The sequence below is a fragment of the Rhizobium sp. YJ-22 genome, assembly GCF_029601685.1.
GTDB lineage: Bacteria > Pseudomonadota > Alphaproteobacteria > Rhizobiales > Rhizobiaceae > Metarhizobium.
The window spans coordinates 294,581-319,706 of sequence record NZ_JARRIR010000001.1; the positions used below are offsets into that span (position 1 = coordinate 294,581).

Below are 25,126 nucleotides of genomic sequence, written 5' to 3' on the forward strand. Positions count from 1 at the left end.
ACAGGAGTCCGGATCGTTGGGCGTCGTGATACCGATTGAGGAAAACAAGAACAGAACGGCATCGGTGAAGCCGCTCGTCGACCTGACAAAGGCCGACATGGAACGGGTGAACCAGCTCATCCTCTCCAAGGCCGGCTCCGACGTGCAGATGATTCCGGAAGTCGCAAACCACCTGATCTCCTCCGGCGGCAAGCGCCTGCGCCCGATGCTGACGCTCGCTTCCGCCTCGATGTTCGGCTATGAGGGCGACCATCACGTCAAGCTCGCTACCAGCGTCGAATTCATGCACACCGCGACGCTGCTGCATGACGACGTCGTCGACGAAAGCGACCTGCGCCGCGGCAAATCCACCGCCCGCACGATCTGGGGCAACCAGGCAAGCGTGCTGGTCGGCGATTTCCTGCTCGGCCAGGCCTTCCGCATGATGGTCGATGTCGGCTCGCTCGATGCGCTCGACGTGCTCTCCACCGCCGCATCCGTCATCGCCGAGGGCGAGGTGCTGCAGCTTTCGGTCGCCAAGAACATGGAGACGACCGAGGACGACTATTTGCAAGTCATCCGCGCCAAGACCGCCGCTTTGTTCGCCGCCGCCGCCGAAGTCGGGCCGATCGTGGCGAAGACCGACAAGTCCGGCCGCAACGCGCTGAAATCCTACGGCATGAATCTCGGCCTTGCCTTCCAGCTCGTCGACGACGTGCTGGATTATGGCGGCAAGGCGGCAGACCTCGGCAAGAATGTCGGCGACGATTTTCGCGAGGGCAAGATCACGCTTCCGGTCATTCTGGCCTATCGCCGCGGCACCGAGGAGGAGCGCGCCTTCTGGCGCGACGCCATCGAGGGTGGCAACAGCAACGATGCCAACCTGGAGACGGCGCTCGGGCTGATCACCAAATATGGCAGCCTTGCCGACACCATCGCGCGGGCCAAGCATTACGGCACGATCGCCCGCGACGCGCTGGCGCCGCTGCCGCAATCGCCGTGGAAATCGGCGCTGATGGACGTGATCGATTTCTCCATCCAGCGCGTGAACTGACATCCGGCTCCACGACGATGCGGGCGGATGAGGTTCGTCCGCCCGCATCGCCCGACCGGACCCCGGCGCGGATTTCCTTGCAGCGCTGCTTCAAAAAAGCCATTCTGTTGCGGAATCATCGCGCGCGACCTGTCCATGTCCAGGGTTCGGCCCGTTCCTCGTTGAAAGGCATTTTCATGCGGCAAAGATTTGCCATCCGTCTTCTCTCCGGTGCAGCCTTCGCGTTCGTCCTGGCGCTCGGCGCGGCTGGTTTCCAGCCCGCGCGCGCCGAAACGGCAACGCCGGCCGTCGCGGAAAAACCCTTCGATCCGGCCGGCGTCGACACGTTTTCCGGCGCCTTCCTCGCCGGCCGCACCGCGGATGTCGACAAGGACTACAAGACCGCCATCAGCCTTTATCGCAAGGCGCTGGAGCTGGAGCCGGCCAATCCCGAGATCCGCCAGCGGCTGATGATCGCGCTGTTCATGAACGGCGATTTCAAGGACGGCGTGAAGCTGGCCGAGGACATGAAGAACGATCCTTCGGTCGAGCGCATCACCACCGTCGTGCGCGGCCTCAACGCCATCTACGACAAGAATTACGCCGAGGCCGAGAAGATCCTCAAATATAGCGGCCCGAACGATCTCGAGCGGATGATGAACAGCCTCATCGTCGCCTGGGCGCGCATGGGCAGCGGCAAGGGCAAGGAAGCCCTGTCGATGATCGAGGGCATGAAGGGGCCGCAATGGTTCGGCATCTTCAAGAACTATCATGCCGGCGCGCTCGCCGCCGCCACCGGCAATGTCTCCAAGGCCCGCTCGCATCTCAACGAAGCCGTCGCCGACCGCGACGGCGGCCAGACCGCGCCCGACACCTATGTGCGCGCCGTCATCGCACTGGCGACGCTGGAGGCGCAGCAGGGCAACAAGCAGAAGGCTCTCAACGCGATTGCCGCCGGCGACAACTTCATCAACAATTACGCGCCGCTGAAGGCCCTGCGCGAGACCATCGAGCAGGGCGGCAAGCCGCAGCAGCAGGTGCAGACCGCAGCGCAAGGGGCGGCGGCCGTGCTGTTTTCGGTCGGCAGCGCCCTGAACCGGCAGGGCGCCGACGATGCCGTCGCGCTCTACCTGCAGGCAAGCTTCGCGCTCGACCCGCAAAGCGCCGATACGCTGGTGCTGCTCGGCGGGCTGGCGGAAGGCGCCGAACAGCCCGAACGCGCCATCGAATTCTACAAGCGCGTGCCGCAGGATTCGCCGATGCGGCGCATTTCCGAGCTGCAGCTCGGCCTGGCGCTCGCCCAGACCGGCGATATCGAGGAAGCCAAGAAACACCTGCAAACGCTGATCGCTTCCGATCCCAAGGACATCCGCAGCTATCTCGCCTATGGCGGCGTGCTTTCGGATGCCAAGGATTATGCCGCCATGGCCGAGAATTTCGACAAGGCGGTCGACGCCATCGGCCCGTTGCCGAATCGCAGCAACTGGGCGGTGTTCTTCCAGCGCGGCATCGCCTATGAGCGGCTGAAGAAATGGGACCAGGCCGAGCCGAATTTCCGCAAGGCGCTGGAACTCAACCCCGACCAGCCGCAGGTGTTGAACTATCTCGGCTATTCCTGGGTCGACATGAACCGCAATCTCGACGAAGGGCTCGAGATGATCAAGCGCGCCGCCGAGCTGCGCCCGGATGACGGCTATATCGTCGATTCGCTCGGCTGGGCCTATTATCGCCTCGGCCGCTACGACAACGCCGTCGACGAACTGGAACGCTCCGTGCAGCTCAAGGCCGGCGATCCCACGCTCAACGACCATCTCGGCGACGCCTACTGGCGCGTCGGGCGCAAGTTCGAGGCGCGCTACCAATGGCAGCGGGCGCTGACCATGAAGCCTGAGATGACCGAGATCCCCAAGATCGAGGCCAAGATCAAGGATGGCTTGAGCGATCCCGCGCAGCAGGTGGCTTCGGCCAATGCCGATGGCGCGACAGCCGACTATACGGTGCTGGCAGGCGACACCGTCGCCAAGATCGCCGAAAAGATGCTCGGCGACGCCAAGCGCGCCAGCGACATCCTCAAGCTCAATCCGTCGCTCAAGGATGCCGCCGGTGAACTGAAGGCGGGCGAGACCATCAAGCTGCCGGCGGGCGTCAAGTAAGCGCCCCCGCATGCATGAACAGGCGATCACCGAAGCGGCGCCGGCCAAGATCAATCTGGCGCTGTCTGTCGTCGGTCAAAGGCCCGACGGCTATCATCGAATGGAAAGCGTGGTCGCCTTCGCGCAACTCTGCGACCGCGTCACCGCCATGCCGGCCGGCAGCGATGTCTTCGCGCTGTCGGGACGTTTCGGCGCGGGGCTGATATCGGAGGCGGGCGACAATCTGGTGATCCGTGCCCGCGATGGTTTGCGCGCCCTGCTTCTAGCCAAAGGGCGGCCGGCGCCGCCGGTTTCCCTGCATCTCGAAAAGAACCTGCCGATCGCATCGGGCATCGGCGGCGGCTCGGCCGATGCCGCCGCCTGCATCCGCGCGCTGATGCGCCTGTGGCGGGTGGAAAACCCGGTCGCCGGACTCGACGCGCTGCTGCTGACACTCGGCGCCGATGTGCCGATGTGTTTTGCCAGTCGGCCGCTCCTCGCCGAAGGCATCGGCGAGAAGATCACGCCGCTCGCCAGCCTGCCTGTCCTGCCAATGGTTCTGGTCAATCCGCTGCTGCCGGTTTCGACGCCGGACATCTTTCGCCGCCTGACGGCGAAGACCAACCCGCCGCTGCCGCGTCCTCTGCCCGCCGACGACGGTTGGCTGGCCTGGCTCGCAGCGACGCGCAACGACCTCGAAAACCCGGCGCGGGCACTGGTGTCCGAGATCGGCGACGCGCTCGGCCTGCTGGCCGCCCACGGCGCGCGGTTTGCCCGCATGTCGGGCTCCGGCGCCACGGCTTTCGGCGTGTTCGACGATACGCATAGCGCCGGGCATGCCTGCGCTGCGATTCGTGCGGAAAAGCCGGACTGGTTCGTCGAGGCGACCGCAACCCGAGCAGGAAATCATTGATGGCGCGTCTGGACGAAAACCGCCCCTTCATCCCCGTCGGCATCGCCGTGCTCACTGTCTCCGACACCCGCACAACCGCCGACGACCGCTCCGGCGACACCTTAGCCGCCCGCATCGAGGCGGCCGGCCATCGCCTCGTCGCCCGCGCCATCGTCCCTGACGACAAGCAGACGATTCGCGATCAGGTCGAATCCTGGACAAAGGACTGTGACATCGACGTGGTGATTACTACCGGCGGTACCGGCTTTACCGGCCGCGACGTCACGCCGGAAGCGTTGGAGCCGCTGTTCGAAAAGCGCATGGACGGCTTTTCCGAAGTCTTCCACCGCATCTCCTACGACAAGATCGGCACCTCGACCATCCAGTCGCGCGCCACCGGCGGTGTCGCCAACGCCACCTTCATCTTCGTGCTGCCGGGCTCCCCCGGCGCCTGCAAGGATGCCTGGGACGGCATTCTGGCGGCACAGCTCGACTATCGCCACATGCCCTGCAATTTCGTGGAAATCATGCCGCGGCTCGACGAGCACCTGAAGCGCGGCAAGGCTTAGAGCGCTGTTCGATCCTCGTTTCACTCCGGTCGGATTATGCTCTCATCCCGCGCCTGCCGCATCGCCCGGGCCGGCACGATCTCGCTTTTCAGCCGCACCGGCTTTGCCGCCGTCGCCAGATCGGCAAGCCGCATGCCCGGCCCGACGTAAGCCAGCGATTGGCGCCGGGCGATCAGCAAACCGCATTCCAACGGCCCTTCCTTCCTCAGCCACCGCCGCCACACCGGCGGGCGATCATGCCGCGACAGCGAAAAGCGCGCCGGCTGGCGGCCGAAGCCGACATAATCGGCGATCTCGTCAATCCACCCGCTCAGCGGCCGTGCGCCCGGCTCGATAATGAGCAGCCAGTCGCCGCGCACCGATTCGAGTACCGTGCCGATCTCCCAGTCACGATAGAAACGGCAGCCAGCGGCATCTGCCACCCGCGACGAACCATCGTGCGAACCGCAATCGAGAATCACCACGTCGCTGACCAGCCCCTCGACCGCGCCGGCGACCAGCACCGACAGGGTCTGCGCCAGTTCGGCCTCGTGATTGCGGGTTTCCATCAGGATCGTCAGCATACCTCTCTTTACCGCATCGCAGCACAAAAGGCCAAGGGCAAGCGTTCCGCATTTTGTTCTTGCAATGTTCTTGTTTCCGGGATAGGAATTTAATCAGGAACCAGGGAGTGCGTCGCACCGCACTCGACCGGAGATGACCAATGAACGATCTGTCTCATGTGGGTCGGGCTGCCTTTCAGCCCGCCAATACGGCGGAGTTCGCCGATGCGATGCTGGCGGCGTCCGGCCTCAGGATCGACGGGTCGCGCCGCCGCGGCCGCGGCGCCGGGCTGAACCCCGAGGGACGTTTCGAGCCGCGCGAGCATGTCGCCTTCGACGATGGCTGGCAGACGCTCGACGAGTTGCCGGCGCTGAAGACCGAGGTCCAGGTCGAGAAGCCGCGCACGGCGATCACCCGCAACGATTCCCCCGACATTCCTTTCGATCGCTCGGTCAATCCCTATCGCGGCTGCGAGCATGGCTGCATCTATTGCTTCGCCCGCCCGACCCACAGCTATATGGGCCTGTCGGCCGGCCTCGATTTCGAGACGCGGCTGTTTGCCAAGCCGGATGCACCGAGGCTTCTGGAGAGGGAACTGGCCAAGCCCGGCTATAAGCCGCGCACCATCGCCATCGGCACCAACACCGATCCCTACCAGCCGATCGAGCGCGAATGGCGCATCATGCGCCAGATCCTGGAAGTGTTGCAGAAGGCCAACCATCCGGTCGCCATCGTCACCAAGTCGGCGCTGGTGCTGCGCGATATCGATATTCTGCAGGACATGGCCTCGCGCGGCCTCGCCAAGGTCGGCATCTCGGTGACCACGCTGGACCGCAAGCTGTCGCGGGCGATGGAGCCGCGCGCCGCCACACCGGGCCGCCGGCTCGACGCCATCAAGGCGCTGACCGAGGCCGGCATTCCCGCCAGCGTGCTGGTGTCGCCGATCATCCCGGCGCTCAACGACCATGAGATCGAGCGCATTCTCGACGCCGCCCATGCCGCGGGCGCGACCGAAGCCAGCTATGTGCTGCTGCGCCTGCCGCTGGAGGTCAGCCCGCTGTTTCGCGACTGGCTGCTGCAACACTATCCCGACCGCTATCGGCATGTGATGTCGCTGGTGCGCTCGATGCGCGACGGCAAGGATTACGACGCCGAATTCGGCAAGCGCATGAAGGGCAGCGGTCCCTATGCCTGGCAGATCGGCCGCCGCTTCGAGATGGCGGTTAAGCGGCTCGGCCTCGGCCGGCGCGGCATGCATCTGCGCGATGACCTGTTCGTGCCGCCGAGCGGTAGCGGCGTGCAGCTTCAACTGCTGTAAACCGCTACAATTCCGGCAAGCCGCGCAGCGTCCTTGCCGGGAGCATTTCCAGGAAATGCTCGGAGACAGAAATTTCCGGTCGGCGTTCCACCGCCTCGCCGCCGGAATGCCCCGCCGGTCCGCCGCCCCTGACGGACCATGACCGGTCCTTCCGGCGGGGCTTGCAGGAGATCGGGCGGGCGTCCATGGTCCGCCGCATCGTTCCATGAACGCCGCCCGATTCTCCCTGCTTTTCAGGTTGCCGCGTTTTCGTGTAGAAGACCGGCAATCCGCTTTTTCCGGAATGCCCCGATGCTGTTCGATCCCCTGCCCCTCGTCCCGGATTTCAACCATGAGCTTGCCGGCCGCCATGCCGGGCAATGGCCGGTGGCCGGCACCGACGAGGCCGGGCGCGGGCCGCTGGCCGGCCCGGTGGTGGCTGCCGCCGTCATCCTCGACCCCGACGCCATTCCAGAGGGGCTGAACGATTCCAAGAAGCTGACGGCTGCCGAGCGCGAAGCGCTCTACGGGATTATCCTCGCCCGCGCCGTCGCGGTTTCCGTCGCGTCCTCCGGGCCGGGGCGCATCGATACCACCGATATCCGCAAGGCCAGCCTCGACGCCATGCGCCGTGCGGTTGCGAGCCTGTGCATCGCGCCGAAACTGGTGCTGGTCGACGGGCGCGACGTGCCGCCCGGCCTGCCCTGCTTCGGCAGGGCGCTGGTCAAGGGCGACGCCCGCTCGGTTTCGATCGCCGCCGCATCGATCATCGCCAAGGTGACCCGCGACCGGATGATGGCGCGCGCCGGTCTCGTCTATCCCCATTACGGTTTTGGGACGCATGCCGGCTATCCTACCCCCGCCCATCGCCGCGCCGTCGATGCCCACGGACCCTGCCCGCTGCACCGCCTCAGCTTCCGCCCGTTTCGCGCGACCGCGCCCGACAGTCCGGAGGAATAGGCGTTCTTCCCATCCGGTGCCCGAACAGCAAAAAACCGGCCACTAAGGCCGGTTCTTCAAATTCCAGGATGGTGACATCCGCTTAGTTGAGGCGCGTCTTCACGTCGCCGACGGCGCGGTTGAAGAGATCGGACTGCACGGCGGCATCGCTCTTCTTGGCGATGACGTTTTCGGCGGCGGCGATCGCCAGGTCCACGGCGGCGGAGCGCACGGCGTTGATCGCGTCGGTCTCGGCCTGCTTGATCTTCTGTTCCGACAGCGCGTTGCGGCGGGCGACGAATTCTTCCGTCTTCTGCTTGGCTTCGGCGGTCAGGGCCTGCGCCTCGCGCTCGGCGGAAGCGACGATGCCGGCGGCTTCCGCTTCGGCTTCCTTGCGCTTGCGCTGATACTCGGCGAGCAGGTGCTGGGCCTCTTCGCGCAGGCGCTTGGCTTCGGCCAGCTCGTTGCGGATTTCATCGGCGCGGGCGTCGAGGCTCTTGGCCACCATGCCCGGCACCTTGAGATAGACGATCAGCGCCAGGAAGAGAACGAGGCCGACAAGGGCAAAGAATGTTGCATCGAATGCCATGTTGGTCTCAAGCCTCCTGCTTTGCGGCGGCAACGGCGGCGGCGACGTCGCCCTGCGGAACCTGCTTGCCGAGCAACTGCTCGACGACGGTGCCGGCCGTCTCTTCCGCGATCGTGCCGACATCGGCGAATGCCTTTGCCTTGATGTCGGCGATGCGCGCTTCGGCGGCGGCCAGCTTGGCCGAGACATCGGCTTCGACGGCGGCGCGCTCGGCATCGGCCTTGACCTTGGCGGCGTCGCGGGCGGCGGAGGCGATTTCGTTGCCCTTGGCGCGGGCGGCGGCGAGTTCCTTTTCATAGGTCTCGACGGCGGCGTCGGCCTCGGCCTTCAGGCGTGAAGCCTGATCCAGATCCTGGGAGATACGGTCCTGGCGATTGTCGATGATGGTACCGACGCGCGGAACGATGACCTTCTTCATCAGCATGAAGAACAGGCCGAACGTGATGACCAGCCAGAGAATCTGGGACGGGAATGTCGTGGTGTCGAACGGCGGGAAAACGCCCGAGCCGTGGCCGGCTTCGTGGGCAACGCCCGTTTCCGTGTGTGTTTCGCCGGCAGCCGGGGTTGTGCCGTGGGCCGCGGTTGCGGCGGCGTCCTGCCCCGCCGGTGCGGTTGCGGCCGGGGTCTCTTCGGCGTAAGCCGGAGTCACAAACATGCTCACCTCCAGGTGTCCTGCATCATGCGGGATCACGGCTCGCGAGAAACGAGCCGTGATCCCTATTCCCAGCCGAATATCAGACGGCGAAGAGCAGGAGGAGAGCGATGAGCAGCGAGAAGATGCCCAGAGCTTCCGTAACGGCGAAGCCGAATACCAGACGGCCGAACTGGCTGTCAGCGGCAGACGGGTTGCGCAGGGCGCCGGAGAGGTAGCTGCCGAAGATGTTGCCGAGGCCGAGAGCCGTGCCGGCCATGCCGAGGCAAGCCAGACCCGCGCCGATGAACTTTGCTGCTTCCGCTTCCATGATAGAACTCCTTAGAATGGATTGTTGCGGCGAATGACTGGCGCCGGCACGGCGCCGTTGTCGTTATCCTTAGTGCCCGCCGGGATGGATCGCGTCGTTGAGGTACATGCAAGTCAGAACCGCAAAGACGTAAGCCTGGAGGAAGGCGACGAGGAATTCGAGACCGGTCAGGGCGACCGTCATCAGAAGAGGCAGGACGGCACCGCCCACACCCAGCGCACCGAGGGTTCCGAGCGAGGCGACGAAGCCCGCGAACACCTTCAGCGTGATGTGACCCGCCAGCATATTGGCGAAAAGACGAACCGAAAGCGAGATCGGGCGCGACAGGAACGAGATCAGCTCGATCGGTACGACGAGGATCAACAGGACCGGTGGAACGCCCGAGGGCACGAAAAGCTGGAAGAAATGCAGTCCGTGCTTGTAAAAACCGTAAACCAGCACCGTGCCGATGACGAGCAGGGCCAGGGCGAAGGTGACGATTATCTGGCTGGTGATGGTGAAGAAATACGGGATCATGCCGAGCAGGTTTGCAGTCAGCACGAACATGAACAGCGAGAACACCATCGGGAAGAACTTCATCCCGTGACTGCCCGCCCCTTCCCTGAGCATCGAGGCCACGAACTCATAGGACATTTCGGCGACCGACTGGGCCCGCGTCGGGATGAGGCTGCGCGACGAGGTCGCAAAGTACAGGAAACCCGCAGCGACGGCGGCGCTCGCCACCATGAACAGGGAGGCATTGGTGAACGAGAAGTCCATGCCGCCAATTTCGATCGGAACAATCTTCTGGATCACAAACTGGTGGATCGGATCGTTTGACACGGTCTGGTCTCTTTCATGTCTCCCGCCGGTCAGGCGGTGGCCTCTCTCGAAGACGAAAGGCCCATGAAGGACCGCCCGCCTTATTTATGTCCCGGCTGCCTGTCGCTGGGATGCGGCTTCGCCACAAGACCCGCCGATCGCAGCACATTCAGCACGCCGGCGCAGAACCCCAGAAGCAGGAGAATGATCATCCCCCAGGGCGCGGTGCCGACGAAATGGTCGAACAGATAACCCAGGATGGCGCCGACGACGATGGCCGCGATGAACTCGCTGGAAAGCTTCATCGCCATGGCGTAGCCCTTGCGGCTTTCCTCGGCGCGTCTTTCGCTGCCCTGCTCATCCGCCGCCTGCTTGCGAACCCCAGCCAATTCGGCTTCAAGCTGCTTGCGGCGCGTCTCCAGACCCTGGTCCCGGTTATCCGTCATGGTGCTTCTCCATCTGCGTTGCCGTCCTTTTCCTGCCTCAATCTGCCGATAGCCAGGAAGGGATGGTCCACAGGTAAATAGCACCTTTCGACCCGTTTTGAAGTCGCCGGCAACATAGTTTTGACAGCCCGCATAGTCAAGGCGGGGGCTGCGGTTGTTCAGAGTCTATTTTACTGTAAAAATTCAAACCCTTAGGCGAATGCTGACGCAATCGCGCAAAGAATCTGCCGCCGGCTGCGCGAGGACCGGGCGATTCTCGCGTCAGCTCCAGCCGCCGCCATGGGTGCGATAGAAGACGTGCAGCCCGATGCGGCCGACCTTTTCCATGCTGCGCGCCCAGCGCGGCCAGACGTAGATCGCATGATAATGCGTCGCCGAGCCCACTTCGGGCAACCAGATTTTTCCGGCCGTCACCGCCATGGCGACGTCGCGGGCGATCTTCCAGTGATATTCCGAATTGACCCGGTCCTTGATGCGGTCGCAGGCGAAGGAAAACTGGCAGCGGTTGCGCCAGTCCTCGTTTTGATAGACGACGCCGCAGATGGTCTTGGGATAGGCGGGATTGCGCACCCGGTTGAGGATGACCTGGGCAACGGCCGCCTGGCCCTTCACCGACTCGCCACGCGCCTCGAAATAGACGCCGGAGGCCAGGCATTGCTGCTCTGCCGGCGAAAAGACGGAAGGCGGCAGCACGTTCGCGGCCCAGGCATGGTCCTCAGGGCCGATCTTCGGCACGAAACGGCCGTCATCGGCGGGCTTGGCGAGAATGGAATCGAAGGGCGATTCGCGGGAATAATCGGGGGCGGCCGGCGCATAGGCGGTGGCCAGCACGTCAGCCTTGTCGCTGGTGACGAGATCGGCAAGCAACGAAGGCACGCCGGCGGCTGCCGCCGGTTCCTTCTTGCGATAGAAGGCGGCGGCGATCTGCAGCTCCTTGCCGCCGATCTTCGGCTTGACGAAGCCGGGGGCCTCCTTGCCGTCCAGTTGCGGCGTCAAAAGCGAGGAGGTGCGCTGCAGCACGGAACCGGCCGAGAAATCCTTCGGCGGCAGTACCTTCTCCACCGCGATCACCCGCCCCTTCTTGTCATGGCGGTTGATCCGATCCTCGTCCGGCGTCCCGTCGCCCTTCTTGACCTGTCCGATCGCCACGCGGCGGCCATCGGGCAGCACCAGGCCGGCATCGGGCCCGATCGCGCCGGTGATCGTCGGATCGGCAAAGGCCAATTCAGACTGATGGATCGAGCCGGCGGGCGAATTGGTCAGCACCATGCGCCAGCTTTCGCTGCCGCGATCAAGACCGGCAAGCAGCCCGGCGAGATCGCCATAGGCGGGGGCCGAGGGGAAACCAAGCCACATGGCCAGGCCGAAGACGGCAGGAGACACCCAGTTTTCAGCACGAAAACGAGGCTTCCGGGACGGACGACGCTTCTGACGCAACACGGTACTCCACGGGGGACAAGACGACGCGAGACAACGCATCGGAGAATCGCGCATTAACCTTTATGCTTGGTTAATCCGGGCCCCTTGCCCGCCGAAGGTGGCCTAATTCGGGCTTCGGAAACGGAAACGCCCTGAAACCGGGACCGGCGTCAGGGCGAAATTGACCAGGAATTTTAACGATTTACCGCCGCGGCGCGAAGGTTCCGTGCGTCAGATGATCACATGCGATCCGAGTTCGACGACGCGGTTGGCCGGCAGGCGGAAATAGTCGGAAGGATCGGTAGCGCTATTGGCGAGCCCGATGAACAGCCGGTCCTGCCAGTGCGGCATGCCTGATTTCGCATCCGGCACCAGCTTGCGCCGGCCGAGATAGAAGGAGGTCGACATGATGTCGAACTTCAGCCCGCTTTTGCGCAACTGCGCCAGCGCATAGGTGACGTTCTGCGATTCCATGAAGCCGAAGGTCAGTTTCACACGCGAGAAGCGCTCGCTGATCTGCTCGACTTCATAACGCTCCTCGGGGCGGACACGCGGCCGGTTGACGGTGCGGATCGTCAGGATGACGTTGCGCTCGTGCAGGACGTGATTGTGCTTGAGATTGTGCAACAGCGCGGCCGGCGCGCTGTCGGGATCGCTGGTGAGAAAGATTGCCGTGCCGGGCACGGAGGCCGGTGCGTGAGCGCTCTTGCGCTCGATCGAGGTGATGAAGGCCGACAGCGGAATGTCGGTATGCTGGGTGCGGGCGGCGAGGATGCGCGTGCCACGCCGCCACGTCCACATGATCAATGTGAAGGTCGAGGCGATCATCACCGGCACGTAGCCGCCCTGCTCGATCTTGAGGATGTTCGAGCCGAGGAAGACCAGTTCCAGCGCCACGAAGGGCGCCAGCGTCGCAGCGGCGGCGATGCGCGACCAATGCCAGCGCACCGTCAGGAATTCGAAGGCGAGGATGGAGCTGATCAGCATCGCCCCGGTCACCGAGATGCCGTAGGCGGTCGCCAGCGATTCGGAGGAGCGGAAGGTGATGACCAGCATCAGCACGCCGATCAGCAGGATGGTGTTGACCGCCGGCAGGTAGATCTGCCCGGTATTGGTCTCGGAGGTGAACAGGATCTCCATGCGCGGCAGATAGCCGAGGTTGATCGCCTGGCGTGTCAGCGAGAAGGCGCCGGTGATGACCGCCTGGCTGGCGATGATCGTCGCCGCCGTGGCGAGAATGACGACCGGCAGCAGCGCCCAATGCGGGAAGAGCAGGAAGAAGGGTTCGCCGGCCGCTTCCGGATGCTTCAGCACCAACGCCCCCTGCCCCAGATAGTTCAGCGTCAGCGCCGGGAAGACCAGCGTGAACCAGGCGATCTGGATTGGACGGCGGCCGAAATGGCCGAGATCGGCATAGAGCGCCTCGGCGCCGGTGACCGTCAGGAACACCGAGCCCAGCACGATGAGGCCGAGGAAACCTTCCTCATGCATGAAGGAGAAGGCGTAGAACGGGTTGAAGGCGGCGAGAATCGAGAAATCGTCGGCGATATGGGCGACGCCGGCGCCGGCCATGACCAGGAACCAGAGCGCGGTGACCGGGCCGAAGAAGCGCCCGACCGCGCCGGTGCCATGCGACTGGATGGCGAACAGGCAGACCAGGATCGTCACCGAGATCGGCACGATATATTGCGTCATGGTCGGCGCGACGAGCTTCAACCCTTCGACCGCCGAAAGCACCGACAGCGCCGGCGTGATCATCACCTCGCCGAGGAAAAGTGCGGCGCCGATCAGGCCGAGCAGCATCAGCAGCGCCGCATGGCCGTTTGCCGTCTTCATCAACAGCGCCAGCAGCGACAACGTGCCGCCTTCGCCGTCATTGTCGGCGCGCAGCAGGAACAGCACGTATTTGACGGTGACGATGACGGTCAGCGACCAGATCATCATCGAGATCAGGCTGATGATCTCGAACTGGGTGAGCCCGTCATGCGAAATCGGCTTGAGCGCTTCGCGGAAGGCGTAGAGCGGGCTGGTGCCGATGTCGCCATAGACGACGCCGACGGAACCGAGCGCCAGCGCCAGCAGGCCGGACTGTTTCTTGTCGCCGGTCGCGGCGTGACCTTCAGGATGAGACATGAAACGAAACAGGCTTAAAGCCCGCCTTTCCAACGGAAAAAATCAGGGAAAACGAGCAAATGCACCGGCTTCACCATCAACGGACAAGCGCGAGGCCAACGGGCGCACCGCTGAAACGATAGGCGTTGATCAAGCAATCACTCCTGCACCGGCAAAGGGTGCGTTCTGGCCGTCGCGTGCTTTTCGATGCCGGTGCGCAAAGCTTCAGGCCGTGTCGCACCTGTCGGTGGGTTCCACCCGCGACCTCGCCATTTCGCCACGCGCGGCACCCCCCTGCCCCGTTTCCAAGCGCATCTGACCGAAAGTCGGGAAAGAATCAAGCCCCCCGGCTGCATGCCTGCCTTGCAGGCGGCTATTCGAAGACGATGGCGGGCGCGCTGCGCGCCGGGCTGGCGCCCAACTGATCCCAGACTTTGGCGGCGATCTCGCGATAGATGCGCGCCGAAACGCCGTCGGGTTCGCAGACCACCACGGGCGTGCCGTCGTCGGAGGTTTCGCGGATGCGCATGGTCAGCGGCACCTCGCCGAGGAAAGGCACGCCGATGCGCTCGGCCTCCTTCTTCGCCCCGCCATGACCGAAGATATCGTAGCGATTGCCGGTGTCGGGGGCGATGAAATAGCTCATGTTCTCGACGATGCCCAGCACCGGCACCTCGACCTTGCGGAACATGGTCAGCCCCTTGCGGGCATCGATGAGCGCCAGATCCTGCGGTGTCGAGACGATGACCGCGCCGGCCAGCGGCACCTGCTGGGCCATGGTGAGCTGCGCGTCTCCGGTGCCGGGCGGCATGTCGACGACCAGCACGTCAAGCTCGCCCCAGGCGACCTCGCGCAGCATCTGCAGCAGCGCCGATTGCACCATCGGCCCGCGCCAGATCATCGCCGTCTCCTCGTCGACGAGGAAGCCCATCGACATGACCTTGAGGCCGTAATTTTCCATCGGGCGAATCATGCGGCCGTCGATCTGCTGCGGCTTGCCGGAGATTTTCAGCAGGCGCGGCATGGAAGGGCCATAGATATCGGCATCGAGGATGCCGACGCGCAGGCCGTTGGCGAGAAGACCGAGCGCCAGGTTGACTGCCGTCGTCGACTTGCCGACGCCGCCCTTGCCGGAGGCGACGGCGATGATGGCACCGACACCGGGCACGCCGGCTTTGGCGGGCGGGCGCGGGCCGCCGTGGCCGCCCGGGCCATGCGCGTGGCCATGATGGCCGCCGGGAGCGGAGGCGACAGGACGCGCCGCGGGCGCGGAGGTCGCCGCCTTCTTGTCGGCGGTCAGCGCCACCATGGCGCCCTTGACGCCCGGGATATCCTTCACGGCGCGTTCGGCCGCCTGGCGCATCGGCTCCAGATCCTTGGCGCTCTCAGCGGGAACGGTGATCGAGAAATAGACCTTGCCATCGGCGATGAACACATCCGAGACCATGCCGAGATCGACGATGCTGTTTTCGAAATCCGGGCCGCGCACCGTCTTCAGCTTGGCGATGACCTGATCCTTGGTGACGTCGCTCATGGCGTCTTCTCCATTCTGTCTGCCGCTTGAGGATGCTTCCGGCGTAATCGCCGAACGCCTCCCCTTCTTTGTCCTGCCGCAAGGCTAGGCGCACAAGCGCCGTCATCGGCTGGAACAGCTCTAGATAATCGACCGCGCCGGCTTCGCCAATGGCGCCCGACGCAACTTCGGCGGAAATCGATGTGGACGGGAGAACGGAAGGTGCATCCGGATACAGGACCGCCGGGCCACGGGAACCGACGCCTTCCCTCGAGGCTGGCGATTTCCGCGACCCGGCGGTCTTGCCGTGCAGCCGTTTTTCGGCGCTATCGGTACAAGTCCCCTCTGGACCACCAGGACAGAAGCAGATTCCGTGCCAGTTTTCACTGCGGCGAAACAGGGCGCCTTTTCAATACCTTGGTCATTCCGCCGGCCGGCTGTCGCGATATGGCGCCGCGCCGAAAATATGTGCAATGCACAATCGCCGGGCAGATCGATGACCCGAAACAACTATTTGATAATGCCGATCCGCAACGCCTTGGCGACCGCCTGGGTGCGATTGACGGTGTCGAGCTTCTTGGTCGCGCGATTGAGGTAATGGTTGACCGTGTGTTCGGAAAGCTTGAGGATCTCGGCGATCTCGACGCTGGTCTTGCCGGCGGCCGTCCAGTTGAGACAATCGATCTCACGGTCGGTGAGCGCCGAGGAGGCGTCGGCATCGAGGCTGCGCAGCTCCGCCAACCGGTCGTAGATGCAGGTCGAGAGGAAGGCGAGCGTCATCATCTCGTCGATGCTGAACGTTGCCCGGTCGCCGGAAAACGAAACCGCACCGCGCAGGCCGGACGCGTCGTGGGTCGGGAAATAGGCGCCGCGCGGCATGTTGAAGCGCTCGAACAGGCCGATGACGATATCCGCCGCGGCATCCGAACGGCGCATGTCGCCGGCCGTGAGGTCATAGGAAAACGGCACGGTGCTCTTGCGCATCTGCCGCAGCAGCGGGCTGCCCGCCAGCATGCCCTCGCGATCGTAGAGCGTCAGCAATTCCACCGGCCAATTGGTGATCACCGAATTGGCCGAGAGTTCCAGCGAGGTCTTCGACGGCAGGTTCAGCACCATGAAAGCGCGGGCGCCGAAGGATTCGGCCAGCCGGCGCATGAAGCGCAGCATATCGAACTGCGTCTTCAGGCCGGCGATTTCCTGCAAAAAGCGAGCCCCCTTACGCGGCGGCGTATCTTCCATATCCACCATCATATCTCGATAAATGGTCCGGCGAATCCCTGCCGGCGCACCGGCTGCTTCTCCTGACGAACCTCACTCCCCCCAGAGCGAATCTCTGCGATTTTGCTAAGGCGACTCTATTATTTCAAGTCTTAACAAATCGCCGCGCCTATCCATTTTTGGTTCAGGCGCTGAGAGGTTTGCCGATCAGCCCCATGCGGGTCGCGGGCTCATCCGCACGGCAATGTCACGGCTGACGGCGCGTCCGGCATCGCGCACGGCCGGCGCCCAATCGGCCATCTGCGCCATGGCGACACGAAAAGACGGCGCGGTGACGGACACCCCGCCGGCAAGAGAGGCATCCAGCGAGACGATGGGCGCAGCCACGCAGTGAATGCCGTCTTCATGTTCCTCACGGTCGAAACCGTATCCATTTTGCGCAATCTCCTCGATCTCCCGCACCAGCGCGGCGAGATCGGTATGGGTGTTTTGCGTAAACCGCCGCAGGTCGAGGCGTTCCAGCAGCACGGCGCGCGCCTGCGCTGCCAGAACCGACAACGCCACCTTGCCGATGCCGGTGCAATAGACCGGCGAGGCGCGGCCGATCTGCGAATACATGCGGATCGCCTGCCTTCCTTCGACCTTGTCGAGGTAGACGATCTCGGAGCCGCGCAGCACGCCCAGGTGAACGGTCTCGCCGGTCAGCGCGTTCAGGGCCTGCAGATGCGGCTCGGCCAGCCGCCGCATCTCGTTGCGCGACCAGGCCGAGGCGGCAAGGCTCAACAGCCGCAACCCCGGCGCATAAAGCTGGTCCCGCCCGATGTCGAGCAGGCCTTCGGCGACCAGATGCGTCAATTGCCGGTGCAGCGTGCCGCGCGGCTGGCCGGAGCGTTCGAGGATATCGGTGAAGCGCAGCGGCGCCTCCGCCTCGCAAACCAGCGATAGCGTGGCGATCGCCTTGCCGAGCGTTCCCGTCGCCGCGCCGTCGTCGACCATGATGCCCGTGTCCTTACCTGCGCAATTCCAGGCGCAAACCACTGCACGGTTCTGCCGGAATTGCTTTTGCTTGACTTCGCCAAGTCTATACCGATAATTCCATATAGTCAAATCAAGTTCCAAATATTGGAACAATGGCCATCCGTGGAGGCGTCGCATGAGCAATCCCGCCTATATCGCCGTGGACTGGGGCACCAGCAGCTTCCGGCTATGGATGCTCGATCGCCATGGCGATGTCCTGGCCGAGCGCCGCAGCGGCGAAGGCATGACGGTGGCCGCCGCCAGCGGTTTTGGCGCCATCCTCGACGGCCATCTTGCCGCGATCGCCGCGCCGGCCGGGCTGCCGGTGCTGGTCTGCGGCATGGCCGGCGCCCGCCAGGGCTGGGTCGAGGCGGGTTATGTCGACCTGCCTGCGCCGCTCGATGCCATCCTCACCGGGGCGGTGTCGGTTCCCGGCCAGACGCGCGAGGTGCGCATCCTGCCGGGCCTCGCCCAGCGCCGCACACAAGCGCCCGATGTCATGCGCGGCGAGGAAACCCAGCTCCTGGGGGCGCTGACCGCCTTCGGCGAGGGTGCCCACAGGGTCTGCATGCCCGGCACCCATTCGAAATGGGTCGAGGTCGATGGCGATACCGTGCAAGGCTTTTCCACCTACATGACCGGCGAACTGTTCGACGTCGTCACCCGCCATTCGATCCTGTCGCATGCCGTCGTCTCCGACGGTTTCGACGACAACAGGTTCGGCGCGGCGGTGCTGGAGGCGTGGGAAAAGCCGGCCGATATCAGCAACCTCCTGTTTCGCGCCCGCGCCGGACAATTGCTGCATGGCCTGCCGGCCGACGCGGCGCGGGCGCAGATCTCCGGCCACCTGATCGGGCTGGAGATCGCCGGCGCGCTGGAGCAGGATGACGAGGGCGTCGTCGTGCGCCTCGTCGCCTCCGGGCGGCTGCAGACGCTCTACGAGGCCGCTTTCGCGACGCTGTCGATCGCCTGCACCACCATCGATGCCGACGAGGCGGTGCGGCGCGGCCTGCATGCCGCCGCCGTCTCGATCTGGCCCCTGACCCGATAGAGCCTTTACGCCTCAAACGCGAAAAAGCTCCATCTGTTCTTTCAACGCATTTCCGGACGGAAAACCGCTTCACACTTTTCCTGGAAATGCTCTTAGGAAAACGCCCATGACCCGCATCCCCTTCCCTGAGATGAAGTATCCGCTGATCGCCATCCTGCGCGGCCTGAAGCCGGAGGAGGCAGAGCCGGTGGTCGGCGCGCTGATCGAGGCCGGCCTCACGGCCATCGAGATCCCGCTGAATTCGCCCGACCCCTTCCGCTCCATCGAGACGGCGGCGCGGATCGCGCCGAAGAACTGCCTGATCGGCGCCGGCACGGTGCTGACCGTCGAGGACGTCGCTCGGCTCGACGATGCGGGCGGCCGGCTGATGGTCAGCCCGAATGTCGATACGGACGTGATCACCGAAGCCTCCGCCCGCGGCATGGTGACCATGCCGGGCGTATTCACCGCCACCGAGGCGCTGCTCGCCGCCAGGGCCGGGGCGACGGGCCTGAAATTCTTCCCTGCCAGCGCGCTCGGCGCTTCCGGCATCACCGCCATCCGCGCCATCCTGCCGACCGGCCTGCTGATTGCGGCCGTCGGCGGCGTGTCGGACCGGAATTTCCGCGATTACACGACTGCCGGCATCCTCGCCTTCGGCCTCGGCACCTCGCTTTACAAGCCCGGCATGAGCGCGGCCGAGGTCTCCGAGCGCGCCAGACTGACGCTTGCGGCCTATGACGCCGCCATCGGGAGCTGAGCATGGTGGAGACTTCGGAATTCGCCGGCCGCATCCTCTGCGACGCCGCGCTGACGCTCGGCGAAGGCCCCGCCTATGACGCCGCCACCGACACCGCCTGGTGGTTCAACATCGTCGGCAAGGAATTGCACGAGTTGCATCTCGGCTCGGGCGTCAAACGCGTGCACGCCCTGCCCTTCATGGGCAGCGTGCTCGCCAGGATCGACGGGACGCGGCAGCTGATCGCCAGCGATGCCGGCCTGTTTTTACGCGATATGACGAGCGGGGCGCTGACGCGCTACGTCGTGCTGGAGGACGGCAAGCCCGGCAACCGCTCCAATGACGGGCGGGTGCATCCGTCGGGCGCGCTGTGGATCGGCACGATGGGCCGTTCGGCCGAGACCGGCGCCGGGGCGATCTATCACGTCGCGGGAACGGCGGTGACGCGGCTTTACGACAAGGTCAGCATTCCCAATTCCATCTGCTTCTCGCCGGATGGCGCAACCGGCTATTTCGTCGACAGCAAGGTCAATGTGATGATGCGCGTGGCGCTCGACCCGAAAACCGGCCTGCCGGCGGGCGCGCCGCAGCCCTTCGTCGACGCCGCCGGCGGCAGCGCGGATTTCGACGGCTCGGTCTGCGATGCCGAGGGCCATGTCTGGAACGCGCGCTGGGGCGGCGGCGCCATCGAGCGCTATGCGCCGGACGGAAGGCTCGTCGCCCGCCACGCGTTGCCGGCGCGGCAGACGACCTGCCCGGCCTTCATCGGCGCCAAGCTCGACCGGCTGCTGGTCACCTCCGCCTGGCAGGGCATGGACGAGGCGATGCGCGCCGCCGATCCGCAGGCGGGCTTCACCTTCGAGCTCGGCATTGCCGTCAAGGGCGTCGCCGATCCGCTGTTTCGCCTCTGAGAAAACCGCCGCGCGTCGAAAGCACATGCTGGCGCGCGGCGAGAAATGCGGGCTGCCGGGATTGGGAAACGGCACCTTCCAACCGCGAAACGGATAAAAAGTTCCGCAAATTTTTCGGAAATTCATCTCGGAACCAAACCTTCACCCATCCGGTTTCTCATTCGAACCGGCGCGGAAACGACCAGCAGATTTAGCGATCGCTTGCGTGCCAGAATGAAAACCGATGACCTGAAAGGTAGATTCCCATGATCAAGAAACTCCTCACCACAGCGGCCGCCGGTGCTCTTCTTTTTGGCGCGACGACCACCTTTGCGCAGACCGCCAGCGATCCGAACGCCCCCAAGGCGCCGACGGCGACGATGGAGGACAGCACGACCATGCCTGCGACCACCACGGCTTCCGGCGCCGGCTATCTGACCCAGCAGGCCCCTGACCAGATCAGCGCCAACACCTATATCGGTCAGAAGCTCTATAACGCCAATAACGACAATGTCGGCAGCATCAACGACCTGATCATGAAGAAGGATGGCGGTATCGTCGCAGCCATCGTCGGCGTGGGCGGCTTCCTGGGCATCGGCGAAAAGAATGTCGCCGTACCGATGGAAAACATCGCCGTATCGCAGAACCCCGAAGGGTCCGACATGAAGCTGACGACCACCGAAACGGCCGAATCCCTGAAGGCCGCGCCGGAATTCAAGACGCTCGCCATGCAGAGCGCCGAGCGCAACAATGCCAATTCCGGCGTCGGCATGACCCCGATGGACAACACGACGACCTCGTCGACGACCCCCGCCGAACCGGTCACCCCGGCTCCGGCTCCGGCCCAGCCGGCCCAGTAAGGCAGGATGTCCGGAACGAGGGATGGTTGATCCATTCCGTAGAGAAGGCGGCACGCGCGTGTCGCCTTCTTTCGTTCAATACCAGGCGTCGGCGACGCCTTGCGTTTTGCGTGCGATGAAATCCTGCAGCGCCTCGTCGGTGGCGACGTCGAGCGGCGGCGCTTCGTATTCGGCGAGCGTTTTCTTCCATTGGCGGTTGGCGCGGGTCGCCATATCCGTCGAGCCGCCCTCCTCGCTCCATTTCTCGAAGGGTTCGTTATCCGAAAGCGTCGAATCCCAGAAGGCGGTGGTGTAGTTGCGCATCGTATGATCGCAGCCGAGGAAATGGCTGCCGGGGCCGACCTGCAGGAAGGCATCCATCGCCAGCGTATTGTCGTCGACGGTCACGCCGGCGAGATAGGAATGCAGCGCCCCGCAGAGATCGGCATCCATGACGAATTTCTCGTAGGACATGGCAAGCAGGCCGTCGAGGAAGCCGGCCGAATGCAGGATGAAGTTGGCGCCGCAATGCACGGCCGAGAGCATGGACATCAGCCCTTCCTGCATCGCCTGTCCGTCCGGCAGCTTGGAATTGGAGAAATTGCCGGCGCAGCGCAGCGGCAGCTTCAGCCGCCGGGCGAGCTGGCCGACGACCATCGAGCCGATGGCCGGCTCCGGCGTGCCGAAGGTCGGCGAGCCCGAGCGCAGCGACATGGAGGACAGGAAATTGCCGAAGATAACAGGCGCGCCCTTGCGCTCCAGCTGCGTCAGCGCGCAGCCGGCCAGCGTTTCGGCATAGGACTGGGCAATCGCCCCGGCATTGGTGACCGGCCCCATGGCGCCGCCAAGGATGAAAGGCACGACGACCGCCGCTTGGTTGGCGCGCGCATAGGCGCGAAGCGATTTCGTCATCGTGCCGTCCCAGACGAGCGGCGAATTGACGTTGACATTGCCGAGGATGACGCAATTCCTGTCGACGAAATCCGCGCCGAACAGGATACGCGCCATGGCGATGGAATCCTCGGCGCGCTCCTCCGCCGTGATCGAGCCCATGAAGGCGCGGTCGGAATATTTGATATGGCTGTAGACCATATGCAGATGGCGCTTGTTGACCGGGATATCCACCGGCTCGCAGATCGTGCCGCCGGAATGGTGCAGCCAGGGGCTGGCCTGGGCCAGCTTGATGAAGTTGCGGAAATCCTCGATCGTGCCGTAGCGCCGGCCCTTGTCCAGATCCATGACGAAGGGCGAGCCGTAGGCCGGAGAGAAAACGACGTTGTTGCCGCCGATCTGCACGTTGTTGGCGGGATTGCGGGCATGTTGGGTGAATTCGGCCGGCGCCGAGGACACGATTTCCCGCAGCATTCCGGGCTCGAAGCGGACCAGTTCGCCATCGACCCTGGCGCCGGCGCGCTTCCAGTAATCGAGGACGATGGGGTCGTCGCGGAATGCGATGCCGACTTCGGCGAGAATGCGATCGGCGGTGCGCTCGATCTTGAGCAGGTTTTCCTCGGAGAGAATGTCATAGGTCGGAATGCCGCGCACGATATAGGGCACCCCAAGCGGCTTGGCCGTGCCTTCGCGGCGGCCGCTGCGCCCGCCTCTTGCCTTGCGGGGTGTTTCGATTTCAGCGCCCAATGCCGCGGCCATGTCGTGTTCCTCCATTTCCGCTCATGCTAGGGATAAAACAATCCCTTGTGACGCCGCAAAAATTCGAGGAATGATATAAGCTCATCTTATCGCAGAGCCTTTCCCGTCATGTCGAGTTTCCGCCGCCTGCTGCCGTCCGCCACCAGCCTGATCGTCTTCGAGGCGGCCGGGCGGCACGAGAATTTCACCCGCGCGGCCCAAGAGCTGGGCATGAGTCAGGCGGCGGTGTCCTATGCGGTGCGCGGGCTGGAGGCGCAGCTCGGCGTGCCGCTGTTCCACCGCCTGCATCGCTCGGTGGAACTGACCGAGGTCGGCGAACGCTTCCATGCCGACGTCTCGGCCGGTCTTGCCCGCATCCAGAAATCGGCCGAGGACATTCGCGCCAAGGGCCGCGAGGTCAATGTGACGCTCGCCGCATCCACCGCATTTGCCTCGATGTGGATGCTGCCGCGACTGGCGCGAATGCGCGCCGACCTGCCGGAAGTGGATCTGCGCATCCAGACGGGCGTGCGCGATCTCGAGCTGGAGGAGGAGCAGATTCCGCTCGGCATTCGCGGCGGCGACCCCGCCGACTGGCCGCGCTATCATGCGGCGCTGCTATCGCCGGAAATCATCGGCGCGGTCGCCAGCCCCGCCTTCATCGAGGCGCATGGCTTTCCATCGACGCCCGAGGAGGTCGCCCGCCACCGGCTGATCTGGCTGGAGGAGCCGGTGCGCGTCGCCTGCGACTGGCCGGACTGGTTCGCCAGCGCCGGCGTCGCCTATGCACCGCACGGGCGCCGGCTGGCGATCAATGACTACGTGCTGGTCATCCAGGCGGTGCTGGCCGGCGATGGCATCGCGCTGAGCTGGAAGCACCTGACCGGCCTGCAGATCCGCTCCGGCGCGCTGGTGCCGGTGGGCAATCACCTGCTGGATACGGGCAAGGCGTTCTACGTCGTCTGGCCGCGCGGGCGCGAGCTGAACGCCCATGCGGCGCGGGTGCGCGACTGGCTGCTGCAGGAAGGGCAAAGGGATCGCGACGACGCCACCGCCGCGCCTTGATGCGTCAGAGCGCGGCGCGCATCGCCAGGTCGGCGCCGGTATCCTGGTAGAAACGGCGGGCGCAGACGACGGTGGCGGCGGCATCGGCCGGCTTGCCGTAGAAATAGCCCTGGCCCATGCCGCAGCCGAGCTGCTTCAGCTTCGTCGCCTCCCGCATGGTCTCGATGCCCTCGGCCACCACCTCCAGCCCCAGCCCGTCGCACATCGAGATGATCGCCTTGACGATCTCCTCGCTGGTGCGATCCGTGGCGATGCGCGAGACGAAGGCGCGATCGACCTTGACCTTGTCGAAGGTGAAATCGCGCAGGCGCCCGAGGCTGGACTGGCCGGTGCCGAAATCGTCGAGCGCGATGTGGACGCCGGCCTGGCGCAGTTCGGCAATGATGCGCTGGGCGGTGTCGGCGCAGCCCATCACCGCGGTCTCAGTGATTTCCAGCTCCAGCCGCTTGGGGTCGAGCCCGACGAGATTGACGATCGACAAGACGTTGTTGGCCGTTGCCGGATCCATGAGCTGGGCAGACGACAGGTTGAAGGACAAGAACAGGTCGCGCGGCCAGGAAAGGGCCGCCTCCGCCGCCTTGCGCAGCAACGCCTCCGACAAAGCGTCGATGAAGCCGCGCTCCTCAGCCAGCGGCACGAAGACGGCGGGCGAGACGAAGCCGAGATCGGGATCGTTCCAGCGCGCCAGCGCCTCGAAACCCAGCACCGTATCGTTCTGCAGGTTGACGATCGGCTGGAAATAGACCTCGACCTGGTCGTTGATGATGGCGTTGCGCAACGCCTGTTCGAGCTGCGTCGCCCGCTTCATCTCCTCGGCGATCTCGCGCGAATAGACGGTGATCTGGCCGCGGCCGCGTCTTTTGGAACGGTAGAGCGCCGTCTCGGCGCTCTTGACCAGATCCTCGAACCGATCGCCGGCGAAGGGGTAGATGGCGAAACCGAAGGATGCGGAGAGACGGACGTTGCGATCGCCGAGATCGTAAGGGGCCGAGAGCACGTCGCGGATGGTCTGGCCGAGGCGCTCGGCGCCGGAGCGCTCGAAGACCAGCGGCAGAACGAAAGCGAATTCGTCGCCGTCGTGGCGGGTGACGTAGGCGCCTTCCGGCACGCAGGCCTTCAACCGATGCGCCACCTGGCAGAGAATCTCATCGCCGGCATCGGCGCCGAACAGGTCGTTGATCGGCTTGAACCCGTCGAGATTGACGATTCCGATCGCGAAGGGCGCCGGATCCTCGGCACGTTCGGCGGCCAGCAGCCGCACCTTGTCGCGCATCCGGTAGCGATTGCCGAGCCCGGTCAGCGGGTCGGTGTAGGCCATCGCCTGCAATTCGTTCTGGCTGACCTGCGGCAGGCCAGTCTCGACGGCTCTCATGGGCACTTCGGCACTTCCTGTTGCTTCCTCCACCTGGGAAGAATGATCGAGGAATATTAAGAAGTACCTTAGAGCCCCACCCTGTCGCGGGCCTGCCCATA

Annotated in this window: 24 protein-coding genes; 11 read left to right on the top strand and 13 right to left on the bottom strand. The window is 64.6% G+C overall.

The features are described from left to right. Positions 1–16: 16 nt before the first annotated feature. The 4 genes from P7F60_RS01415 (at position 17) to moaB (ending at position 4,605) form a co-directional block, all read left to right on the top strand. Entirely contained in the window at positions 17–1,033 is a 1,017-nt protein-coding gene (locus P7F60_RS01415; RefSeq protein WP_277915915.1) for a polyprenyl synthetase family protein, read from the top strand. Positions 1,034–1,209: 176 nt separating this feature from the next. Next, positions 1,210–3,165 (top strand): tetratricopeptide repeat protein, encoded by a 1,956-nt coding sequence (locus P7F60_RS01420; RefSeq protein ID WP_277915916.1) that lies wholly within the window; start codon positions 1,210–1,212, stop codon positions 3,163–3,165. Between the two features lie 10 nt (positions 3,166–3,175). Beyond that, positions 3,176–4,057, top strand: coding sequence for a 4-(cytidine 5'-diphospho)-2-C-methyl-D-erythritol kinase (locus P7F60_RS01425; protein WP_277915917.1), 882 nt, complete (start codon positions 3,176–3,178; stop codon positions 4,055–4,057). Further along, positions 4,057–4,605, top strand: coding sequence for a molybdenum cofactor biosynthesis protein B (gene moaB, locus P7F60_RS01430; RefSeq protein ID WP_277915918.1), 549 nt, complete (start codon positions 4,057–4,059; stop codon positions 4,603–4,605). Before P7F60_RS01425 ends, moaB begins: the two co-directional genes overlap by 1 nt. A gap of 20 nt (positions 4,606–4,625) precedes the next feature. On the opposite strand, the gene P7F60_RS01435 is transcribed toward moaB, so the two are convergent. Beyond that, entirely contained in the window at positions 4,626–5,168 is a 543-nt protein-coding gene (locus P7F60_RS01435) for a glycosyl transferase (protein ID WP_277915919.1), read from the bottom strand. Between the two features lie 140 nt (positions 5,169–5,308). Between P7F60_RS01435 and P7F60_RS01440 the strand changes: the two genes are divergently transcribed. Together P7F60_RS01440 and P7F60_RS01445 are read left to right on the top strand one after the other, a co-directional pair. Then, complete coding sequence (locus P7F60_RS01440; protein WP_277915920.1) at positions 5,309–6,466, top strand: PA0069 family radical SAM protein; 1,158 nt, start codon at positions 5,309–5,311, stop codon at positions 6,464–6,466. A 291-nt stretch (positions 6,467–6,757) separates the two neighbouring features. Further along, complete coding sequence (locus P7F60_RS01445; protein WP_277915921.1) at positions 6,758–7,405, top strand: ribonuclease HII; 648 nt, start codon at positions 6,758–6,760, stop codon at positions 7,403–7,405. A gap of 82 nt (positions 7,406–7,487) precedes the next feature. On the opposite strand, the gene P7F60_RS01450 is transcribed toward P7F60_RS01445, so the two are convergent. The 10 genes from P7F60_RS01450 to P7F60_RS01495 all read right to left on the bottom strand — a co-directional run bounded on the left by P7F60_RS01450 (position 7,488) and on the right by P7F60_RS01495 (position 17,440). Continuing rightward, a complete protein-coding gene (locus tag P7F60_RS01450) occupies positions 7,488–7,973 on the bottom strand; it encodes a F0F1 ATP synthase subunit B (RefSeq protein WP_277915922.1) in 486 nt (161 codons plus the stop codon). Positions 7,974–7,980: 7 nt separating this feature from the next. Continuing rightward, positions 7,981–8,628 carry a F0F1 ATP synthase subunit B gene (locus P7F60_RS01455; protein WP_277915923.1) on the bottom strand — a complete coding sequence of 216 codons (648 nt, stop codon included), beginning with the start codon at positions 8,626–8,628 and terminating at the stop codon, positions 7,981–7,983. 79 nt (positions 8,629–8,707) lie between these two features. Continuing rightward, positions 8,708–8,935 (bottom strand): F0F1 ATP synthase subunit C, encoded by a 228-nt coding sequence (locus P7F60_RS01460; RefSeq protein ID WP_277915924.1) that lies wholly within the window; start codon positions 8,933–8,935, stop codon positions 8,708–8,710. Between the two features lie 69 nt (positions 8,936–9,004). Continuing rightward, on the bottom strand, positions 9,005–9,757 hold the full coding sequence (locus P7F60_RS01465; protein ID WP_277915925.1) for a F0F1 ATP synthase subunit A: 753 nt from the start codon (positions 9,755–9,757) through the stop codon (positions 9,005–9,007). An 80-nt stretch (positions 9,758–9,837) separates the two neighbouring features. After that, on the bottom strand, positions 9,838–10,182 hold the full coding sequence (locus P7F60_RS01470) for an AtpZ/AtpI family protein (protein WP_277915926.1): 345 nt from the start codon (positions 10,180–10,182) through the stop codon (positions 9,838–9,840). A 261-nt stretch (positions 10,183–10,443) separates the two neighbouring features. Continuing rightward, positions 10,444–11,661: a cell wall hydrolase gene (locus tag P7F60_RS01475; protein WP_277916490.1), complete on the bottom strand. Its 1,218-nt coding sequence runs from the start codon at positions 11,659–11,661 to the stop codon at positions 10,444–10,446. A gap of 171 nt (positions 11,662–11,832) precedes the next feature. Continuing rightward, on the bottom strand, positions 11,833–13,734 hold the full coding sequence (locus P7F60_RS01480; protein WP_277915927.1) for a potassium transporter Kup: 1,902 nt from the start codon (positions 13,732–13,734) through the stop codon (positions 11,833–11,835). Positions 13,735–14,086: 352 nt separating this feature from the next. After that, positions 14,087–15,247, bottom strand: coding sequence for an Mrp/NBP35 family ATP-binding protein (locus tag P7F60_RS01485; protein ID WP_277915928.1), 1,161 nt, complete (start codon positions 15,245–15,247; stop codon positions 14,087–14,089). Positions 15,248–15,736: 489 nt separating this feature from the next. Continuing rightward, complete coding sequence (locus P7F60_RS01490) at positions 15,737–16,465, bottom strand: autoinducer binding domain-containing protein (protein ID WP_277915929.1); 729 nt, start codon at positions 16,463–16,465, stop codon at positions 15,737–15,739. A 186-nt stretch (positions 16,466–16,651) separates the two neighbouring features. Beyond that, positions 16,652–17,440: an IclR family transcriptional regulator gene (locus tag P7F60_RS01495; protein WP_277915930.1), complete on the bottom strand. Its 789-nt coding sequence runs from the start codon at positions 17,438–17,440 to the stop codon at positions 16,652–16,654. A gap of 157 nt (positions 17,441–17,597) precedes the next feature. Between P7F60_RS01495 and P7F60_RS01500 the strand changes: the two genes are divergently transcribed. From P7F60_RS01500 to P7F60_RS01515, 4 genes are all read left to right on the top strand, one after another. Further along, complete coding sequence (locus P7F60_RS01500; RefSeq protein WP_277915931.1) at positions 17,598–18,512, top strand: 2-dehydro-3-deoxygalactonokinase; 915 nt, start codon at positions 17,598–17,600, stop codon at positions 18,510–18,512. A 106-nt stretch (positions 18,513–18,618) separates the two neighbouring features. Next, the gene (locus P7F60_RS01505) at positions 18,619–19,251 is read left to right on the top strand and encodes a 2-dehydro-3-deoxy-6-phosphogalactonate aldolase (protein ID WP_277915932.1); all 633 of its coding nucleotides are present in this window, start codon (positions 18,619–18,621) and stop codon (positions 19,249–19,251) included. 2 nt (positions 19,252–19,253) lie between these two features. After that, positions 19,254–20,141: an SMP-30/gluconolactonase/LRE family protein gene (locus P7F60_RS01510; protein WP_277915933.1), complete on the top strand. Its 888-nt coding sequence runs from the start codon at positions 19,254–19,256 to the stop codon at positions 20,139–20,141. Between the two features lie 245 nt (positions 20,142–20,386). After that, complete coding sequence (locus P7F60_RS01515; protein ID WP_277915934.1) at positions 20,387–20,980, top strand: PRC-barrel domain-containing protein; 594 nt, start codon at positions 20,387–20,389, stop codon at positions 20,978–20,980. A 75-nt stretch (positions 20,981–21,055) separates the two neighbouring features. Here the strand turns inward: P7F60_RS01515 and P7F60_RS01520 are convergent, their stop codons facing one another. Further along, on the bottom strand, positions 21,056–22,609 hold the full coding sequence (locus tag P7F60_RS01520; RefSeq protein WP_277915935.1) for a trimethylamine methyltransferase family protein: 1,554 nt from the start codon (positions 22,607–22,609) through the stop codon (positions 21,056–21,058). 108 nt (positions 22,610–22,717) lie between these two features. On the opposite strand from P7F60_RS01520, the gene P7F60_RS01525 reads away from it, so the two are divergent. Continuing rightward, positions 22,718–23,653, top strand: a complete 936-nt coding sequence (locus P7F60_RS01525) for a LysR substrate-binding domain-containing protein (protein ID WP_277915936.1) — start codon at positions 22,718–22,720, stop codon at positions 23,651–23,653. 4 nt (positions 23,654–23,657) lie between these two features. On the opposite strand, the gene P7F60_RS01530 is transcribed toward P7F60_RS01525, so the two are convergent. Next, on the bottom strand, positions 23,658–25,025 hold the full coding sequence (locus P7F60_RS01530) for an EAL domain-containing protein (RefSeq protein WP_277916491.1): 1,368 nt from the start codon (positions 25,023–25,025) through the stop codon (positions 23,658–23,660). Positions 25,026–25,126: the final 101 nt, after the last annotated feature.

Bases quoted from the DNA above. Each gene is read 5' to 3' on its own strand.
- P7F60_RS01525 (WP_277915936.1), top strand. From the start codon at position 22,718: ATGTCGAGTTTCCGCCGCCTGCTGCCGTCCGCCACCAGCCTGATCGTC.
- P7F60_RS01445 (WP_277915921.1), top strand. From the start codon at position 6,758: ATGCTGTTCGATCCCCTGCCCCTCGTCCCGGATTTCAACCATGAGCTT.
- P7F60_RS01530 (WP_277916491.1), bottom strand. From the start codon at position 25,025: ATGAGAGCCGTCGAGACTGGCCTGCCGCAGGTCAGCCAGAACGAATTG.
- P7F60_RS01505 (WP_277915932.1), top strand. From the start codon at position 18,619: ATGACCCGCATCCCCTTCCCTGAGATGAAGTATCCGCTGATCGCCATC.
- P7F60_RS01455 (WP_277915923.1), bottom strand. From the start codon at position 8,628: ATGTTTGTGACTCCGGCTTACGCCGAAGAGACCCCGGCCGCAACCGCA.
- P7F60_RS01460 (WP_277915924.1), bottom strand. From the start codon at position 8,935: ATGGAAGCGGAAGCAGCAAAGTTCATCGGCGCGGGTCTGGCTTGCCTC.
- P7F60_RS01500 (WP_277915931.1), top strand. From the start codon at position 17,598: ATGAGCAATCCCGCCTATATCGCCGTGGACTGGGGCACCAGCAGCTTC.
- P7F60_RS01420 (WP_277915916.1), top strand. From the start codon at position 1,210: ATGCGGCAAAGATTTGCCATCCGTCTTCTCTCCGGTGCAGCCTTCGCG.
- P7F60_RS01495 (WP_277915930.1), bottom strand. From the start codon at position 17,440: ATGGTCGACGACGGCGCGGCGACGGGAACGCTCGGCAAGGCGATCGCC.
- P7F60_RS01435 (WP_277915919.1), bottom strand. From the start codon at position 5,168: ATGCTGACGATCCTGATGGAAACCCGCAATCACGAGGCCGAACTGGCG.
- P7F60_RS01425 (WP_277915917.1), top strand. From the start codon at position 3,176: ATGCATGAACAGGCGATCACCGAAGCGGCGCCGGCCAAGATCAATCTG.
- P7F60_RS01440 (WP_277915920.1), top strand. From the start codon at position 5,309: ATGAACGATCTGTCTCATGTGGGTCGGGCTGCCTTTCAGCCCGCCAAT.
- P7F60_RS01475 (WP_277916490.1), bottom strand. From the start codon at position 11,661: ATGCGTTGTCTCGCGTCGTCTTGTCCCCCGTGGAGTACCGTGTTGCGT.
- P7F60_RS01490 (WP_277915929.1), bottom strand. From the start codon at position 16,465: ATGGAAGATACGCCGCCGCGTAAGGGGGCTCGCTTTTTGCAGGAAATC.
- moaB (WP_277915918.1), top strand. From the start codon at position 4,057: ATGGCGCGTCTGGACGAAAACCGCCCCTTCATCCCCGTCGGCATCGCC.
- P7F60_RS01520 (WP_277915935.1), bottom strand. From the start codon at position 22,609: ATGGCCGCGGCATTGGGCGCTGAAATCGAAACACCCCGCAAGGCAAGA.
- P7F60_RS01480 (WP_277915927.1), bottom strand. From the start codon at position 13,734: ATGTCTCATCCTGAAGGTCACGCCGCGACCGGCGACAAGAAACAGTCC.
- P7F60_RS01510 (WP_277915933.1), top strand. From the start codon at position 19,254: ATGGTGGAGACTTCGGAATTCGCCGGCCGCATCCTCTGCGACGCCGCG.
- P7F60_RS01470 (WP_277915926.1), bottom strand. From the start codon at position 10,182: ATGACGGATAACCGGGACCAGGGTCTGGAGACGCGCCGCAAGCAGCTT.
- P7F60_RS01485 (WP_277915928.1), bottom strand. From the start codon at position 15,247: ATGAGCGACGTCACCAAGGATCAGGTCATCGCCAAGCTGAAGACGGTG.
- P7F60_RS01515 (WP_277915934.1), top strand. From the start codon at position 20,387: ATGATCAAGAAACTCCTCACCACAGCGGCCGCCGGTGCTCTTCTTTTT.
- P7F60_RS01450 (WP_277915922.1), bottom strand. From the start codon at position 7,973: ATGGCATTCGATGCAACATTCTTTGCCCTTGTCGGCCTCGTTCTCTTC.